Source organism: Nitrospirillum iridis (assembly GCF_014205765.1).
GTDB classification, from domain to species: domain Bacteria; phylum Pseudomonadota; class Alphaproteobacteria; order Azospirillales; family Azospirillaceae; genus Nitrospirillum; species Nitrospirillum iridis.
Map to the genome: position 1 here is coordinate 14121 of NZ_JACIIZ010000026.1, position 14558 is coordinate 28678.

Below are 14558 nucleotides of genomic sequence, written 5' to 3' on the forward strand. Positions count from 1 at the left end.
CTTTCTTGGGAGATAGCAAAAGCGTGTTTCAGGTGTGCAGGCTATCCAGGGCCACCGTGTGCTGGATGCCGATGCCGCCGTCGGCTGTCCGCACCTCCATCACCACCTCGGGCTCCGGCGCCTCCCACAGAATGTGGACCATGCCGAAGTTACGCTGAGTGACGGTGCCGATGGGCAGGCGGTTCAGGTTGGGTCCGGGCAGGGGCCAGTAATGGGTCAGGCCGCTGCTGGTGACGTCGTACAGGGGATAGGGCGTGTTCCGCGTCAGGACGCTGATCTCCCCGTAATGGATCTCCCCGCTCAGGAAGATGACGCCGCCGGCGCCGGTGCGGGCGATCACGTCGGCCAGGCGTTGGCGCTCCAGGGGGAAGTTGGTCCACGCCTCATAGCCGCGGTGGCCAGCGGCGAAAGGCACGCTGGACCCGATCAGCCGCACCTGGGCCGGTCGCCGCAGTTGCGCCTGCAGCCAGCGCCATTGGGCGACCCCGAGCATGGTGGCAGCCGGATCCAGGTTGGGCAGATAAGGGCCGAAGCCGCTCTTGGCCGTGCGCTCCGGCTCGGCATGGCGCAGCAGGGGGCTGCGGTTGTAGCGCAAGTCCAGCAGCAGGATCTGGACGCGCCGCTCGGGCGGGCCCAACTCCACGGCACGATAGACCCCGTCGGGGCGGGTACGGCGGGGATCGTTCGTGGGCACCTGGAAGAAATCTAGGAACAGCGCCCGGGCGGCCTCCTTCTCCGGGAAGTCGGCGCCGCCGTCATGGACGCCATAGTCGTGGTCGTCCCAGGTGGCCTCGATCGGCACATGGGCGCGGAAGGTTTGGAATTCGGGGGCGGCGTCCAGCCGCTGGTACATCTCGGCCAGTGCCGGGATGATCCCCACCTTGGCCGCCACGGCGTCGTCGGCATAAACGGTGTCGCCCAGGAACAGGAACAGGTCGGGATCGGTGGCGGCGATGGCGGGCCAGATGTCCTGTGCCATTTCCGGATGGTCGCAGCAACCGAAGGCGATGCGCGTCAGGCGCTGGCCCACCGCGCGCGGCGTCGGTGCCGCCCGCCCCAGGCGGGTCAGCAGCGTGGCGCCGGTGGCGGCCAGCAGGGATCGGCGGTTGAACATCGGGCACCCCGGGAATGGAAAGGCCCCCACCGTTGCCGGCGGGGGCCGGTGAGGCTCAGTACTTGGTGCGCAGGGTCACGACGAAGGTGCGGGGGCTGCCCAGGAAATAGCGACCCGAGGTCAGCGGGTTGCTGGTCGTCAGCTCCATCCCGATGCCAGCCAGGTAATGCTGGTCGAGCAGGTTGTCGACATTGACCGCGATTTCCGTGTCGTGCAGCGGGCCCGTCCAGTCGTCATCCAGGCGGTAGGTGGCCGACAGGCCGACCAGGGTATAGGCCGGCATGTATTCGCGCGGGTAATAGGCCGGGCCGCCGGTCACCACCGTGTTCTGCACCGCGCCGTAGGTGCCGGCCTGACGGCCAACATAACGGGCGTTGACCATCACGCGCAGCGGATCGATGGGCCGCCAGCCGACCTCCCCATACAGGCTATGGCGGGGCTGACCCAGAACGGGATCGCCCTTGCTGATGGCCTCCGCCGGGGTCGCCACCTTGTAGAAGGCGTCGTTGAAGGCGTAGTTGCCGTAAAGATCGAAGGCGCCGAACTGCGCGGTGGCCGTCACCTCCACCCCGCGTGAGGTGATGCCGCCCTGGTTCAGGAAGGTGGTGGTGGCGTCGCGGCTGAAGATGTCGCCGTCCGGATTGCCGTTCTGGATGGAGATGCGGTTATCGTAATCGATCCAATACCCTTGGACGGAGAAGCCGAAATTCCCCAGGGCCCAGCGGGCGCCGACGTCATAGTTGGTGGAGGTTTCGGGCTGGATGCCCTTCTTGCTGTTGATGGCGGCCGTGCCCTCGAACACGCTGTCGGGCAGCGCGCTGAAGTTCTGCGAGCCGCTGGCGAACAGTTCCAGGCTGTCGGTCAGGTGGTACAGCAGGCCCACCTTGGGCAGCACGTCGGAATGGACGCTCAGTTCACGCGTGCCGGCGAATTCGACGGGGGAGCGGTAGGTCTCGTCAAAATCCTGATAGGTCAGGCCGGCCGACAGCTCAACCTTGCTGTCGAGGAAGCGCAGCTTGTACTGGCCATAGTACATGTGTGTGTCGGACGCGTAGTGGCGATCCTGGGTGATCGAGTACAGGCCGCTGTCGCTGTAGTCGTCGCTGAGCTTGGGATCGGTGACCTTGTACCAATTGCGGGTCTTGGCGCGGTCGATGTGTTCGACCCAGAGGCCGGCGCGCAGTTCCTGGTTGTCGCCGATGGTCCCCTTCACCTCGCTCAGGCCGCCCTCGCGATCCATCTCATACCCACCCTTGCGGCGGGAGGCTTCGCGGGCGCCCCACTGGCTTGTCGCGTTCATCTGATACTTGGCGGCGGCCGGGCAGCCTGCGGCCTTCAGGGCCGCGGCACTGGTGCCGCTGGGGTAGGTGACGGCCGCCACCGGGATCAGGGCGCCGCTGGCGGTGTGGGCGTACTGGTTGGCGTAGCACTCCTGCACCGTGCCGGTGGCCTTACCGCCCGGTGCCACCGTGCTGTAAAGCTGGCCGTTGGTCGGTAGCTGGACATAGGGCACATAGAACCAGCCCGCCCCCTCCTCATGGTGATAGTAGGGTTTGACGGAGAAGGAGATGGTGTCCGTCAGGGGCGTGCTGATGTCGATGTGGCTGAAGTATTCGCGGCTGTCGATGCCACGGGTACGCCGGTTGTTCTGGTCGATGCTGGGATCGCCGGTCCAGGCGTCCGTCAGGCCGTCGGTGTTGGGATTTGTCTCGAAGTTGGCCTTGTAGAAGGGCGCGCTGACGGCGCGCAGGGCCACGGCGTCGTAGTCGTTATCCGACAGGTCGTTGTAGCTGAAGCTGGCCTTCACCTTGGCGCCGTTGTCGAACTCCTTCACCATCTTGAAATCGACATGGTCGCGCTTGCTCTCGCCCGACTGGGCGCCCGGCCAGGTGTTCAGCTGCTCACGCGAATAGCTGACATAAGCCGTCAAGCCGTGCGCGATTTCGCCCGTGTCCAGCCGGGCGAAGGCGCGACGGTAGCCGACGTCGCCCCCCGACAGCTCTGCGGCGCCGCCGGCGGTGGCGGCGGGATCGCGGCTCTGGAAATCGATGTAACCGCCCAGGGCCTGGTTCGACGGCGTGCCGATCTCACCCGCCGATTGGGAGACGGAGATGCGCTCCAGGTTGCCGCCATCGACCAGGCGGGACGGCATGGTGCCGCCATTGGACAGGGTGGAGCCGTTGGGGATGCCGTCGACGGAAACGCCGATCTGCTCCTTGTTCAGGCCGCGCATGCTGAGCCGCATGGAAAAGCTGCCGGTCATGGCGTCGCTGGATCCCACCAGCACACCCGGGACCCGGTTGATCATCTTCAGGGGGTCCAGGCCCGGCGGCAGTTCCTTGATGGCCTCGGCGTCCACCACGCTGTTGGCCCGCGTCTCGCCGAGGCCCAGCTTGTGGGCGGTGATGACGATCTCATCCAGGGGGGCGTCCTCAGTCCCTGCCGCATCCGCCGCCTTGGCCATCCCGGGGGACGCCCCGGCCAGTATCCAGAGCGAGGCGCCGGCCAAGGCCGCCCCGGTCAATCCGTGCACCCGCTTCCCTCGCGCCTGCTTCGCCGTCCGGCGCCCCATCATCCGCTTCATGCCCCAATACCCCTTCTTGGTTTCGGCCCCGCTTGATCCCTGCGGCCCCCGCCGCAGTGCCTCGATCCACTGTGGGGCTGCGATGAAACGTTTCATATTTAAAGTGCAGCGCCGCCGCAATGTCAACTTATACGTTTCACCTAAATGTCACGAAGGGGCGTGTCCAGCCGACGCGCCGTCGGGCAGGGAAGGGGTGTCAGGGGGCGGGCGGGGGCGCCACGGTGCCGCGCTCGACATAGGTCACATCGAATACCAGGCGCCGCCGGGATTCCGTTGGCTTGGCGATGCGGCGCAGTAGGGTGTTCACCGCCTCGATCCCCATTTCCTCCACCGGGATGTTGATGGTGGACAGTCCGGGGAAGGCGAGGGCGCCATAAGGAATGTTGTCGAACCCGATGATGGAAATATCCTCCGGCACGCGGAGGCCCCGCTGGCGCAAAGTGTTGATGGCGCCCAGCGCGATCAGGTCGGCGCCCACGCACAGCGCGGTGGCCGACCCATCCGCCACGGCGGCGGCCACCGCCGGCTCCAGATCGAAGGAATAGGCGTTGTGCAGATGCCAGGCCAGGGCGTCGTGCCGGCGCAGCACCTCGGCGCTGCTCTCTGACCGCTGGCGGGAACTGCGCACGTCGGTGGGGCCGGAGATGACCCCGATGCGCCGATGTCCCGCCCGGATCAGCCGTTCCGCCGCCATGCGCCCCCCGGAATCGACATCGATCTGGATCAGGTCGTGGCGGGGGTTGTCGCGGTCCAGCACCAGCACGGGCAGGCCGCCCGTCAGCTCGGCCAGCGTGTCCTCGTCATTGATAGGGAACCAGATCAGGCCGTCCACCCCGCGCTGGATCAGGGCCTGGGCGGCGGCGCGCTCGGCCTCGGGCGACCCTTGCGTGTCGGTGACGAAGACGCTGTAGGCGCTTTCCCGCGCCGCATGGACGACGTTCTGCGCCAGGGCCGGAAAGAAGGGGTTGGTCAGGTCGGGCAGGATCAGGCCGATGGCGCTGGTCTTGCCCGTGCGCATGGCCTTGGCGCTGAGGTTGGGGCGATAGCCCAGGCGCGCGGCGACCTCCAGCACATGCCGGCGCGTGTCTCCGCCCACGGAGCCGACGTCGTTCAGCGCGTACGAAGCCGTGGCCACCGAAACGCCCGCCGCCAGCGCCACATCCTTCAGGGTGGGCCGCTTGCCGCTGTTTTCATCCTTGGTCATCAGAGTCTCTAGGTCAACAGGGCTGGTTAATCGTTTGTGGCGGTATTTCAGCCCAATCCCGCTGGGAATGGGAAGGGCCATGGTTGGGCCCCAGTTGATGAGGGTTGGGAGCGCCCGTCAAGCACGAGGAGGTTATGAATCGTTTAAAATGCCGAGATCAAAACTTGACGGGCGAAAAAAGCCAGGCAAGCATGGGGAGTATAGGAAATCAGTTCGGCGGCGCGCAGCCGCCGAGCGTGCCTTCCTACGCCTTAAAAATGAAACGTTTAATTAAAACAAGCTACAGCGGCCTGGTGGGCGCGCGGCGGCAACGGACAGGGTATGAACAATGGGAGTGAGAATGATGGGACTCATGAGGGTGACGACGGCGGTGGCGCTGGTGGCGCTGGCGACGGGGGAATTGGCGGCGGTCGCGCGGGCGGCGGAAACGGCGGACGGCCCGCCCGCCTTGGAGGAGATCGTGGTCACGGCGCAGAAACGAACGGAGGACCTGCAGCAGGTGCCGCTGTCCGTCAGCGTCGTGAACGGCGGCGACATGCGCGGCTTGGCGGTTTCGGGTGATGATATCCGCGTGTTGTCCGGGCGCGTGGCCAATCTGAACGCCGAGTCCACCTTCGGCCGTGTCTATCCCCGCTTCTACATCCGGGGCCTGGGGAACGAGGACTTCACCCTGAACGCGTCGCAGCCGGTGGCGCTCTACTATGACGACGTCGTGTTGGAGAACCCGGTGCTGAAGGGCATGCCCGCTTTCGACCTGGAGCGGGTCGAGGTGCTGCGCGGCCCGCAGGGCACGCTGTGGGGCAAGAACACCACGGCGGGCGCCGTTCATCTGGTGTCGCGCAAGCCCACGGACGCCACCGAGGGGTATGCCGACGTCACCTATGGCAACTTCAGCAGCTACACGGCGGAATCGGCGGTGGGTGGCAGCCTGGGCGACGGCCTCTCAGCCCGGGCGTCCGTGCTGTATCAGCACCGCGACCCCTGGGTGCGCAATGTGGTCACGGGGAACAAGCTGGATGGATATGACGACCTGGCGGCCCGGGTGCAGATACAGTGGAAGCCCGGCGAGCGGTTCACCGCCCTGGTTCAGGCTTTCGGCCGCTCTCTGGATGGAACCTCCACGCTGTTCCACGGTGCTGGTACCGATGCGACCGTCGGCGTCCTGCCCTTCGACAAGTATGACATCGCGGAGGAGAGCGATAACAACAACCGGCAGAAGGTGACCACGCGCGGTGTCACCCTGAACGCGGCCTATGAATTCGATGACGTTACCCTGACCTCGATCACCGCCTGGCTGACAGGCAGCATGTTCAGCGTCGGCGATGTCGACGGCTCCCCCCGGCCGGCGCTGGTCAACGCATCCGATGTCGACGGGCTGACGCAGGTGACGCAGGAGCTGCGTCTCGCCTCCAACCCCGGCGGGCCCTTCGGCTGGCAGGGCGGCCTGTACTATTTCTCTGAGGATTTGAACTACTGGAACACCACCGCCAACAACAGCTTCCAGACGGCGGATGGCATGCCCGGCTTTGGTGCCTATCAGCGGGCGAGGCAGCACAGCCACAGCGGCGCGGCCTTTGGCCAGGCCAACTATTCCCCGACCGAGCGCCTGACCCTCACGGCCGGCCTGCGCTACACCGTCGACGCGGTGGACTTCTGGCAGGACTCCTCTTCCTTCACGCCCAAGCCCACGGATCTGGCCGCCTTTCCCAATTTCGCCACCGACCCCTTCTACCGGGTGGCGGGCCGTGGTCCCGGCCCTTGGTTCCTGCCGCGGTTCTCCAGCACCGACGGCCGCTGGGGCAAGGTCACCTACGACGGCAGCGTGGCCTATCGCCTGGACGACCAGACTAACCTTTTTGCCCGCATAGCGGAGGGCTATCACGCCGGCGTGATCACCGGGCAGGCGATGTTCGATCCCTTGCAGAAGGCCAACCCTGAAACGGTGACGTCGTATGAGGCGGGGGTGAAGGCCGACTTCCTCGGCCGGCGGTTGCGTACCGACCTGTCGGTCTTCCACTACGTCTACCGCAACCAGCAGCTGGTCGCGTACAGCACCCTGGCGGCGGGGCAGGAGATCATCCGCCTGATCAACGCCAAGGGCGGCATCGGCACCGGCTTCGAGTTGGAAACCAAGCTGCAGGTGACCGACGGCCTGCTGCTGGGTGCCAACCTGGGCTTCGTGAAGACGGAAATCCAGGGCCCGACGGAGGTGGACGACCCTCGCAATCCCGGCCACCCCCTGGATATCGCTGGCCAGCCTTTCCCCTTCGCTCCGCGATGGACCGGCTCGCTGACGGCCGACTACACCTATCCACTGGGGGGCGGGCGGGAACTGTTCCTGGGCACCGACTGGACTTGCCGCGGCGACGAGAATTTCCAACTGACCAGCTTCGTCCAGCCGCAATTCCGGGGGCAGGGGTACTGGGAGGGCGGGGCCCGGGCGGGCTATCGCTTCGGCCGCACTCAGGTCGCGGCCTGGGTACGCAACATCACGGACGCCTCCGTCCTGACCAGCGCCGTGAACGTCAACGGCTATGCCGGCGTGTTCACCAACCCGCGCACCTATGGTGTCGAACTTTCCACCCATTTCTGAGGACCAGCGATCCCCGGGGGCAGCCCCGGGGATCAGGAGCGACAATGACCAATACTCTTGCCCCACCCTCGGCCGATTTCATCCGGTCCTTGCCCAAGGCCGAGCTGCACCTGCACATCGAAGGCAGCCTGGAACCGGAGCAGATGTTCGAGTTCGCCCGCCGCAACCGCGTGGCGCTGCCCTTCCGGACGGTGGAGGAGGTGCGGGCCGCCTACGCCTTCACCAACCTGCAGGATTTCCTGGACATCTATTACCAGGGCGCCCAGGTCCTGTGCACAGAGGATGATTTCCGTGACCTGGCGCTGGCCTATTTCCGACGGCTGGCGGCCGATGGTGGGGTGCATGCCGAGATCTTCTTTGACCCCCAAACCCATACTGACCGGGGCATCCCCTTCCAGGTCGTGGCCGACGGCCTGCTGGCCGGCATGGCGGCGGCGTCGGACGAACTGGGCATCACCTCCCACCTCATTCTATGCTTTCTCCGCCACCTGGATGAGGATGCCGCCTTCGCCACGCTGAGGGCGGCGGAGCCTTATCTGGACCGCATCACAGGCGTGGGGCTGGATTCGTCGGAGGTGGGCAACCCCCCGTCCAAGTTCGCGCGCGTGTTCCAGGCGTCACGGGAGCGGGGGTTGAAGCTGGTGGCCCACGCGGGCGAGGAGGGGCCGCCCGACTATGTCTGGCAGGCGCTGGATATCCTGGGCGTTGACCGGCTGGACCATGGCAACCGCGCGCTGGAGGATGTGGACCTGATCCGCCGCCTGGCGGACCAGGGTACGACGCTGACGGTCTGCCCGCTGTCCAACCTCAAGCTTTGCGTCGTGCCCAGCCTGGAGGTGCACCCCTTGCGCCGCATGCTGGATCTGGGCCTGAGGGCCACGGTCAATGCCGACGATCCCGCCTATTTCGGCGGCTATCTGCTGGACAATTACGTGCGGGTGGCGGCAGCCCTGGGACTGGAGCGGGGACATCTGGCACGGTTGGCCCGCAACAGCATCGCCGGGTCCTTCCTGGACGCCGCGGCCCAGGCGCCCCACCTGGCAAGGTTGCGACAGATTGAACCATATCGGGATTGACGGAGGCAGCTGGGTTTTGAATCTGGCGGCTCATCGTCTCCATCAAACCCCACCAGAGGGGACATGGCCACACCGGCCCCCGCGGGGGCCGGTGTGGCCGGTACTGTCAGGTCATTACTCTCTCAGCACACCCCGATACCACTCGACGGTATACCGCAGCCCGATTTCGAGAGGGACTTTCGGACGCCAGCCGGTCGCCGCGCTCAATGCGGTGATGTCGGCTTCCAGATGCATCACCTGATCCGGCCGATAGGGCAGTTCGCCAAAGCCCACAGGCAGGGTGGGGTCGACCAAATCGCGCACCGCGCTGATGATGTCCCGCAAGGGAACGGCCTTGCCTGAGCCGATGTTGAACACGCCGGTCGCGTCGCTGTCACACAGGGCGATCACTCCCGCCGCCACGTCATCGACATGGATGTAGTCCCACATCTGCTCAGCCGCGGTCAGCTTGGGGCGACGGCCGGACAGAAGCTCCGATGTGATATAGGGGATCAACCAGCTGGGGTCGTCCCCAGGCCCATACGATGAGAACAGGCGCAACCATGCGAAGGAGACCGCGTCCTTGGCGGCCAGCCGGTCCAGCATGAGGTAGGTGGATAGCTTGGACGCGCCATAGAGCGTCGTCGGCCGGGTGGGAACCGACTCATCGATCCTGGCGGAGCACGGGCCGTATTCCGCCTGTGACCCCAGGCCAACAAAGCGACGGCAGCCCGCCGCAACGGCGGCATCGTGCAGCCGCAGGCTGGCGGTCACATTGTCGCACTGTTCCCGGTTGTCGCGGTCCTTACCCTTGACCCCCCGCCAGGCCAGATGGGCCACGGCATCGGGCCGGAAATCGGCAATCTTCCGCTCCCAGGAACCGGGCTGCGTCAGGTCCCCTTCGATGATCAGGGGCGGTGCTGGCAGGCTCTTCAATCGCGACCGGTCGCCATTGGCGCGCAGCAGCAGCGCGACCGTGCGCCCCGTCGCGGCCAGCTGATGCGCCACGGCGGCGCCGACGAAACCTGACCCGCCCGTCAGCAGGATGCGCCGCTGTCCCGTGCCGTTGATCAATGTCACCATACCCTCCACGGCGCTTTGCCGTCGTTCCACAGCCCCTCAAGATACTGTTTGTCGTGCAGGGTATCCATCGGCTGCCGGCAACCCTCGTGCCGGAATGCGCGCAGCTGGTCGTCCTTGACCAGACGCCCTCAATGCGATCCATGACCCTGCGCGACTGCACAAAGAAATCACCATTGATCCAGCCCGCTTCGGTGTGCGGCTTTTCCTCGAAGGCCGTGACGGTGTCGCCGTCAAGCGTCATGATGCCGGGCCGCTTGGGTGGCCGCACCGCCGTGACCGTCGCATCCCGGCCATGATCCTTATGGAAAGCCAACAGCGCCGAGACATCCACGTCACCCACGCTGCCGCCGTAGGTGAGACAGAAGGTATCGTCGTCACCCAGGCATTTGTTGATCCGGCCATGCGCCCGCCTGTCATGGAGCTGTCGCCGGTATCGACCAGCGTGATGGACCACGGCTCCGCCGTATTCCGATACGTGATCAATTGGTTCTTGGCGGCATTGATGGTGGTGCCAGAATTATAAAGATAATAATTTTAGAAATATTCATTTACCGCATACCCTTTGCAGCCAAAACAAATAACAAAATCGTTATGGTGATCCGGTATTTGGTCCAGCCGGGCTTCAGTGAAGAGGGCTGGCTCAGTTGGTGGCGCCAGGGAATAGCCGGCCACGTCCGCGCCCATCTGATGCAACCAGAAAGACAACCAAGACCCCTTGAAACCAGTGTGGCCGGTAACCAGGACCTTCTTGCCCCTCCAGAAATCCGGACTGATCATTGCCTACTTCCCCGGCCGCGCCGCCCCCCCCCCCCCGTGACGATTAAGCTCGACTGCCCGCCTAAACGCCCCAGACTGTGGCTCGTCGCGGGCCGGATGGCCGGCGGTCATTATTCCCTGTTAGGTCGGAGCCGCCGCCACCCAAGACAGGACGGCGGTCGTGATGCCAGCCGCATCAATGCCGTTCGCCTGCCAAAGGAACCGTTGGTCCCCGATGATTTTGATCTTGGCGCTATCAAGACCCAGGCGCTTCACCGGCGGCAAGCCCGGATGTTCGCTTACGATTTCGGCGACGGCGCTGCCCAAACCGCCGATGCGGCTGTGTTCCTCCACAACCACCAGGCGATCGCATGCACGGGCGAGGCTCAGCAGCGGCTCCGCCGGCAATGGGCTGACCGCCGGAACGGACACAACCCGCACGCCAATGCCATGGGTCGCCAGCGTCGCCGCAGCCTTGAGACATTCGCCGAGGATGGGGCCATTGGCCAGCACGGCGACGCGCCCCGTGCCCCCAAACTCAAACCAGCCGGGGCCGCTGACATCGGGCTGGGGTGCGCCATGGATGGTCGGTTCCCCCCCCCGACCCAGGCGCAGATAGGACGGCCCTTGCCGTTGGTATAGGCGGGTGGTGGCCCAGGCCGCCTCATGAGAATCGCAAGGCACCATCACGGCCATGTTGGGGAGAACGCGGGTGAAGGCCACGTCCTCCGACCCATGATGGGTATAGCCCTGCGTCCCATAGGGAACACCGCCGCCGACCGCCACCACCGTGACATCCAGGTTATGGTAGCAGACATCCACACGGATCTGTTCCAGGGGGCGGGTCACGGCGAAATTGACGATGGAATAGGTGAAAACCTTCTTGCCCGTCAGCGCCAGGCCCGCAGCGACGCCGATCATGTTCTGTTCGGCCACGCCGACATTGATATAGCGGTCGGGGAAACGGTCCCTGAAAGGCTCAAGCACGGAAAAGCCCAGATCCCCCGTCAGCAGATGGATCCGTTCATCCTGCTCCGCCAACTCGACCAACCGGGAGAGGAAAGCGGTCCTCATGAGCTGACCTCCTGGATGGCCTGCCGCAACTCATCCGCCGTGGGCGAGCGATAGTGCCAAAGCAGTTGGTCCTCCATATAGCTGACCCCCTTGCCTTTCACCGTGTGGGCGATGAGGACCGAGGGCTTGCCAACGCTTCCCGCCTCCCCCAGGGCGGTGCAAACCGCCGCGTGGTCGTGACCATCGACCTCGATCACATGCCAACCGAACGCCGCCCATTTGGCCCCGAAGGGTTCCAGATCCATGATGTCCGCGACGCGCCCGAAACTTTGAATCTTGTTGTAATCCACTATCGCGACCAAGTTGTCGACCCGGCGGGCACCGGCCAACAAGGCCGCTTCCCAGATGCTGCCCTCATCGCATTCCCCGTCGGACAGCATCACGTAAACCTTGGGATGGTCGCCGTCGGTCCCGCGTAGCCCGATCGCCATTCCCAGGCCAATGGACAAACCATGCCCCAGAGAACCAGTGGACACCTCCACACCCGGCACTCCCGTCGCGGTCGCGTGCCCCCCCAAGGGTTGCGCGTTTCCGCAATAGTCCTGCAGCCAGGCGCGAGGAAAGAAACCTTTCAACGCCAAGATGGCATAAAGAATGGCCGCCGCGTGCCCCTTGCTTAGGATGAAGCGATCCCGACCCGGCCAATCCGGTTCTTCCGGGCGAATTCGCAACACGTGGCCGTAGAGGCACGCAAGGATGTCCGCGGCGGAAAAGCAACTCCCGATATGGGACGCCCGCGTTCGGTGCACCATATGCAACGCTTCGAGCTTGGCCTCTCTGGCTAGCCCGGCAATAGCCGCCGACGGAAAATTTTCAACCGACATCCAGGAACCCCGTTCAGAATAAATATATTATGACCTGCCGTAGCGACGTTGCAGTGGAGAATAAACAATCGGAACACACTGCGGTGGTTGATCACAAACTGATAATATCCGTCAAGCGTTGGTTGATACTGGTTCTGTGGAAATGGTGATCGCCCGTCAGAATGGATAAGTAACACTTCAGAAGGACGATCAAGACCAATATAGAAAGTTCGACATCAATCCCCCAGGGAGATCGTCCGAGCGTGGACCGGCTGCAATGACGCTGATTGTCCATGAAGGTCAGCCAATAAAGGAAATCGTAGCCCTCAATTCCCCAAAGTGCGTCTTCCCAATCGATGGCTATGGGTGCGCCGTTCCAGGAAAGGATGTTTTTGGGGCCTAAATCCCCATGACAAACGATTCTTGGGAAATCACTCAGACGGTCCTCCAGGAGAGTGAGCCGCTTGAATACAGCCGCCGCCACGTCCTTTTGGACCAGCGTCATGTCATTCAGCCGTTGAAGTCCCGCCCATGCCTCCCTGAGCAAGAGGGCCAAATCATCATTCGGGGCCGCGGTCACGCTCCACTGGACCCGCCCAAACATCTCCACCATGCTGTGAATGGTATCGGGGGCCGGGGTGATGGCAAGGGGCTGCAACGCCGGCATGACCAGCCAGCCACGTTTGCCAAAGTGCTCGTCAACCGCCTCCCGGTAGTCAACCGCAAAGGAGCCGCCATAGGCGGCCTGCAGAAAAGCGGCTTCCCGACAGAGTGTCTGACGTCCGTCCGAGGTCAGATGGGTCTTGAGAAAAACGTCATTGCCGTCGAGTTCGGCCAGGAAGCCGATGCCAAGGGTGCCCCCGTTGACAGGGCGGCGCCCCCCCAACCGGTCGCCAAACAGCCTCTCGACGGAGGGCCAGTCCAAGACCGGCGGACCAGCCAAAGGCCGGTCCGTCGAAAAATGGCGGAGCTTAGTCAGCACCGTAATACTCGGCCAGATACGGAATCTTATGATAGCCGAAGTGACGGGCCAGGGCGCGCGTGCCGTCCGCGATCTGCCTTTTATCCTGCGCCGACAGGTCTGAGATGATCTCCTCGTTGTACTCAGCCGTGCTTTTCAACACCGTACCCCAGGGCGCGATATTGTCCTTGATCTCCTCGCCATTCCAACTCGGGTAAAGCATGCTGGGCTCGAAATCGACGCCGATGAACGTGGAGGCATCATTCATGAAGGCCTTCTTGTCGCCAACCAGATCCTCGTAGCGGAAAATCCTGACATTATCCGGATACATCTTGGCGAACATTTCCACCGTGGAATGATAGATGTTCCAGGTAATCAGGTACCGGGTCAGCGTTTGGGGGAAAGGCCGCCGCTTCGTGTCACGGTAAGCTGAAAAAGGATTGCGGACGATGTGCACGATACGGGCTTGCGGGAAATCCCGCACGATCCGGTCGGCGTCGATGCCGACGGTCGGCGAATAGCCAACATACGTCATGCCCTCGCGTTGCGGCGTGTAATAGTTCTTCCAGGACGAAAACGTGGACCGGAAAAACGCCTCGATGACGTTGCGACGGAAATGCGGCGCTTGACCGATGATTTTGACGAAATCGGCAATACGCTCCTTCTCATCCAGTTCAAGATTGGCGTCCTTGAACTTTGATCCGTTGCGCTTGCGCAGGAAGGTCTTCATTTCCTCATCGATGATCTGCTCATAAAGCTCGGCAGGCGTCAGGCCTTCGGCGAACTCGGGATAGCGGTACTGAACCCGCTCCACTGAAGACAGGAAATCGTTGAAGTTCCGGTTCCCGAGTTGGGATTCAAACGGGTACACCAACAGCTTGGAATGGCCGTCGAGATGACGGTGCATAACATTGCCACCGTGCTCAAAGCCTGCCGAAATCATTACAAAATTGAACTCGCTCATGAAGCTGGCTCCGTCAAGAAGGGCTCAACTCGGACTGCCCGACGGGCCCCTTGTTTTCAATGGTCACATAAAGCCCGCGGTGAAAAGCATCAAGAGCGATGATGGGTATCGTCAGGATTGCGCTTCGCTCCTCCCGCCGGTTTGCCGCCGAGAGGGGGGGGCAAGTTGATCCGCTCGCGCTCGATGTCAATGTCAATATTCCGACTGGAGTAAATAATCCGTCACCATGCGGCCGATTAACTGGAATTCCGCTGTATCTACTGGAATGTTGCCGTCGGGAAATTGCAAAATTTCGCAGTAATATTCACCCTCAGAGCTGTGAAAATGAGAAGTGGAGATCTGGTATGATGCCATCAAAACAAATAAC

13 protein-coding genes are annotated in these 14558 nt (G+C 63.6%); 4 read left to right on the forward strand and 9 right to left on the reverse strand.

The genetic code is table 11. The features are described from left to right. Window positions 1-28 precede the first annotated feature (28 nt). The 3 genes from FHS74_RS28720 to FHS74_RS28730 all read right to left on the reverse strand — a co-directional run bounded on the left by FHS74_RS28720 (window position 29) and on the right by FHS74_RS28730 (window position 4902). Window positions 29-1114 carry an alkaline phosphatase D family protein gene (locus FHS74_RS28720; RefSeq protein ID WP_184807700.1) on the reverse strand — a complete coding sequence of 362 codons (1086 nt, stop codon included), beginning with the start codon at window positions 1112-1114 and terminating at the stop codon, window positions 29-31. A gap of 55 nt (window positions 1115-1169) precedes the next feature. Next, window positions 1170-3698 (reverse strand): TonB-dependent receptor domain-containing protein, encoded by a 2529-nt coding sequence (locus FHS74_RS28725; RefSeq protein ID WP_184807701.1) that lies wholly within the window; start codon window positions 3696-3698, stop codon window positions 1170-1172. Window positions 3699-3894: 196 nt separating this feature from the next. Then, window positions 3895-4902 carry a LacI family DNA-binding transcriptional regulator gene (locus tag FHS74_RS28730; RefSeq protein WP_184807702.1) on the reverse strand — a complete coding sequence of 336 codons (1008 nt, stop codon included), beginning with the start codon at window positions 4900-4902 and terminating at the stop codon, window positions 3895-3897. A 134-nt stretch (window positions 4903-5036) separates the two neighbouring features. Here FHS74_RS28730 and FHS74_RS28735 point away from each other — a divergent pair, with 134 nt between their 5' ends. From FHS74_RS28735 to FHS74_RS28745, 3 genes are read left to right on the forward strand one after another with little or no spacing between them, the layout of a single operon-like run. Next, window positions 5037-5240, forward strand: a complete 204-nt coding sequence (locus FHS74_RS28735) for a hypothetical protein (protein ID WP_184807703.1) — start codon at window positions 5037-5039, stop codon at window positions 5238-5240. Between the two features lie 14 nt (window positions 5241-5254). Further along, window positions 5255-7495, forward strand: a complete 2241-nt coding sequence (locus FHS74_RS28740) for a TonB-dependent receptor (RefSeq protein ID WP_184807704.1) — start codon at window positions 5255-5257, stop codon at window positions 7493-7495. A gap of 44 nt (window positions 7496-7539) precedes the next feature. Beyond that, window positions 7540-8571: an adenosine deaminase gene (locus FHS74_RS28745; RefSeq protein WP_184807705.1), complete on the forward strand. Its 1032-nt coding sequence runs from the start codon at window positions 7540-7542 to the stop codon at window positions 8569-8571. Window positions 8572-8685: 114 nt separating this feature from the next. On the opposite strand, the gene FHS74_RS28750 is transcribed toward FHS74_RS28745, so the two are convergent. Next, a complete protein-coding gene (locus tag FHS74_RS28750) occupies window positions 8686-9633 on the reverse strand; it encodes an NAD-dependent epimerase/dehydratase family protein (RefSeq protein WP_184807706.1) in 948 nt (315 codons plus the stop codon). A gap of 193 nt (window positions 9634-9826) precedes the next feature. Between FHS74_RS28750 and FHS74_RS28755 the strand changes: the two genes are divergently transcribed. Then, a complete protein-coding gene (locus tag FHS74_RS28755) occupies window positions 9827-10156 on the forward strand; it encodes a hypothetical protein (RefSeq protein ID WP_184807707.1) in 330 nt (109 codons plus the stop codon). Between the two features lie 11 nt (window positions 10157-10167). On the opposite strand, the gene FHS74_RS31070 is transcribed toward FHS74_RS28755, so the two are convergent. From FHS74_RS31070 to FHS74_RS28780, 5 genes are all read right to left on the reverse strand, one after another. After that, entirely contained in the window at window positions 10168-10410 is a 243-nt protein-coding gene (locus FHS74_RS31070) for a hypothetical protein (RefSeq protein ID WP_211106613.1), read from the reverse strand. 120 nt (window positions 10411-10530) lie between these two features. Continuing rightward, window positions 10531-11463 carry a transketolase family protein gene (locus FHS74_RS28765; RefSeq protein WP_184807708.1) on the reverse strand — a complete coding sequence of 311 codons (933 nt, stop codon included), beginning with the start codon at window positions 11461-11463 and terminating at the stop codon, window positions 10531-10533. Continuing rightward, window positions 11460-12287 (reverse strand): transketolase, encoded by an 828-nt coding sequence (locus FHS74_RS28770; protein WP_184807709.1) that lies wholly within the window; start codon window positions 12285-12287, stop codon window positions 11460-11462. The genes FHS74_RS28765 and FHS74_RS28770 overlap by 4 nt, the downstream gene beginning before the upstream one ends. A gap of 91 nt (window positions 12288-12378) precedes the next feature. Next, window positions 12379-13248 carry a phosphotransferase gene (locus tag FHS74_RS28775; protein ID WP_184807710.1) on the reverse strand — a complete coding sequence of 290 codons (870 nt, stop codon included), beginning with the start codon at window positions 13246-13248 and terminating at the stop codon, window positions 12379-12381. Continuing rightward, the gene (locus tag FHS74_RS28780) at window positions 13238-14191 is read right to left on the reverse strand and encodes a sulfotransferase family protein (RefSeq protein ID WP_184807711.1); all 954 of its coding nucleotides are present in this window, start codon (window positions 14189-14191) and stop codon (window positions 13238-13240) included. Before FHS74_RS28780 ends, FHS74_RS28775 begins: the two co-directional genes overlap by 11 nt. Window positions 14192-14558 lie beyond the last annotated feature (367 nt).

Bases quoted from the DNA above. Each gene is read 5' to 3' on its own strand.
- FHS74_RS28720 (WP_184807700.1), bottom strand. From the start codon at position 1,114: ATGTTCAACCGCCGATCCCTGCTGGCCGCCACCGGCGCCACGCTGCTG.
- FHS74_RS28725 (WP_184807701.1), bottom strand. From the start codon at position 3,698: ATGAAGCGGATGATGGGGCGCCGGACGGCGAAGCAGGCGCGAGGGAAG.
- FHS74_RS28730 (WP_184807702.1), bottom strand. From the start codon at position 4,902: ATGACCAAGGATGAAAACAGCGGCAAGCGGCCCACCCTGAAGGATGTG.
- FHS74_RS28735 (WP_184807703.1), top strand. From the start codon at position 5,037: ATGAATCGTTTAAAATGCCGAGATCAAAACTTGACGGGCGAAAAAAGC.
- FHS74_RS28740 (WP_184807704.1), top strand. From the start codon at position 5,255: ATGAGGGTGACGACGGCGGTGGCGCTGGTGGCGCTGGCGACGGGGGAA.
- FHS74_RS28745 (WP_184807705.1), top strand. From the start codon at position 7,540: ATGACCAATACTCTTGCCCCACCCTCGGCCGATTTCATCCGGTCCTTG.
- FHS74_RS28750 (WP_184807706.1), bottom strand. From the start codon at position 9,633: ATGGTGACATTGATCAACGGCACGGGACAGCGGCGCATCCTGCTGACG.
- FHS74_RS31070 (WP_211106613.1), bottom strand. From the start codon at position 10,410: ATGATCAGTCCGGATTTCTGGAGGGGCAAGAAGGTCCTGGTTACCGGC.
- FHS74_RS28765 (WP_184807708.1), bottom strand. From the start codon at position 11,463: ATGAGGACCGCTTTCCTCTCCCGGTTGGTCGAGTTGGCGGAGCAGGAT.
- FHS74_RS28770 (WP_184807709.1), bottom strand. From the start codon at position 12,287: ATGTCGGTTGAAAATTTTCCGTCGGCGGCTATTGCCGGGCTAGCCAGA.
- FHS74_RS28780 (WP_184807711.1), bottom strand. From the start codon at position 14,191: ATGAGCGAGTTCAATTTTGTAATGATTTCGGCAGGCTTTGAGCACGGT.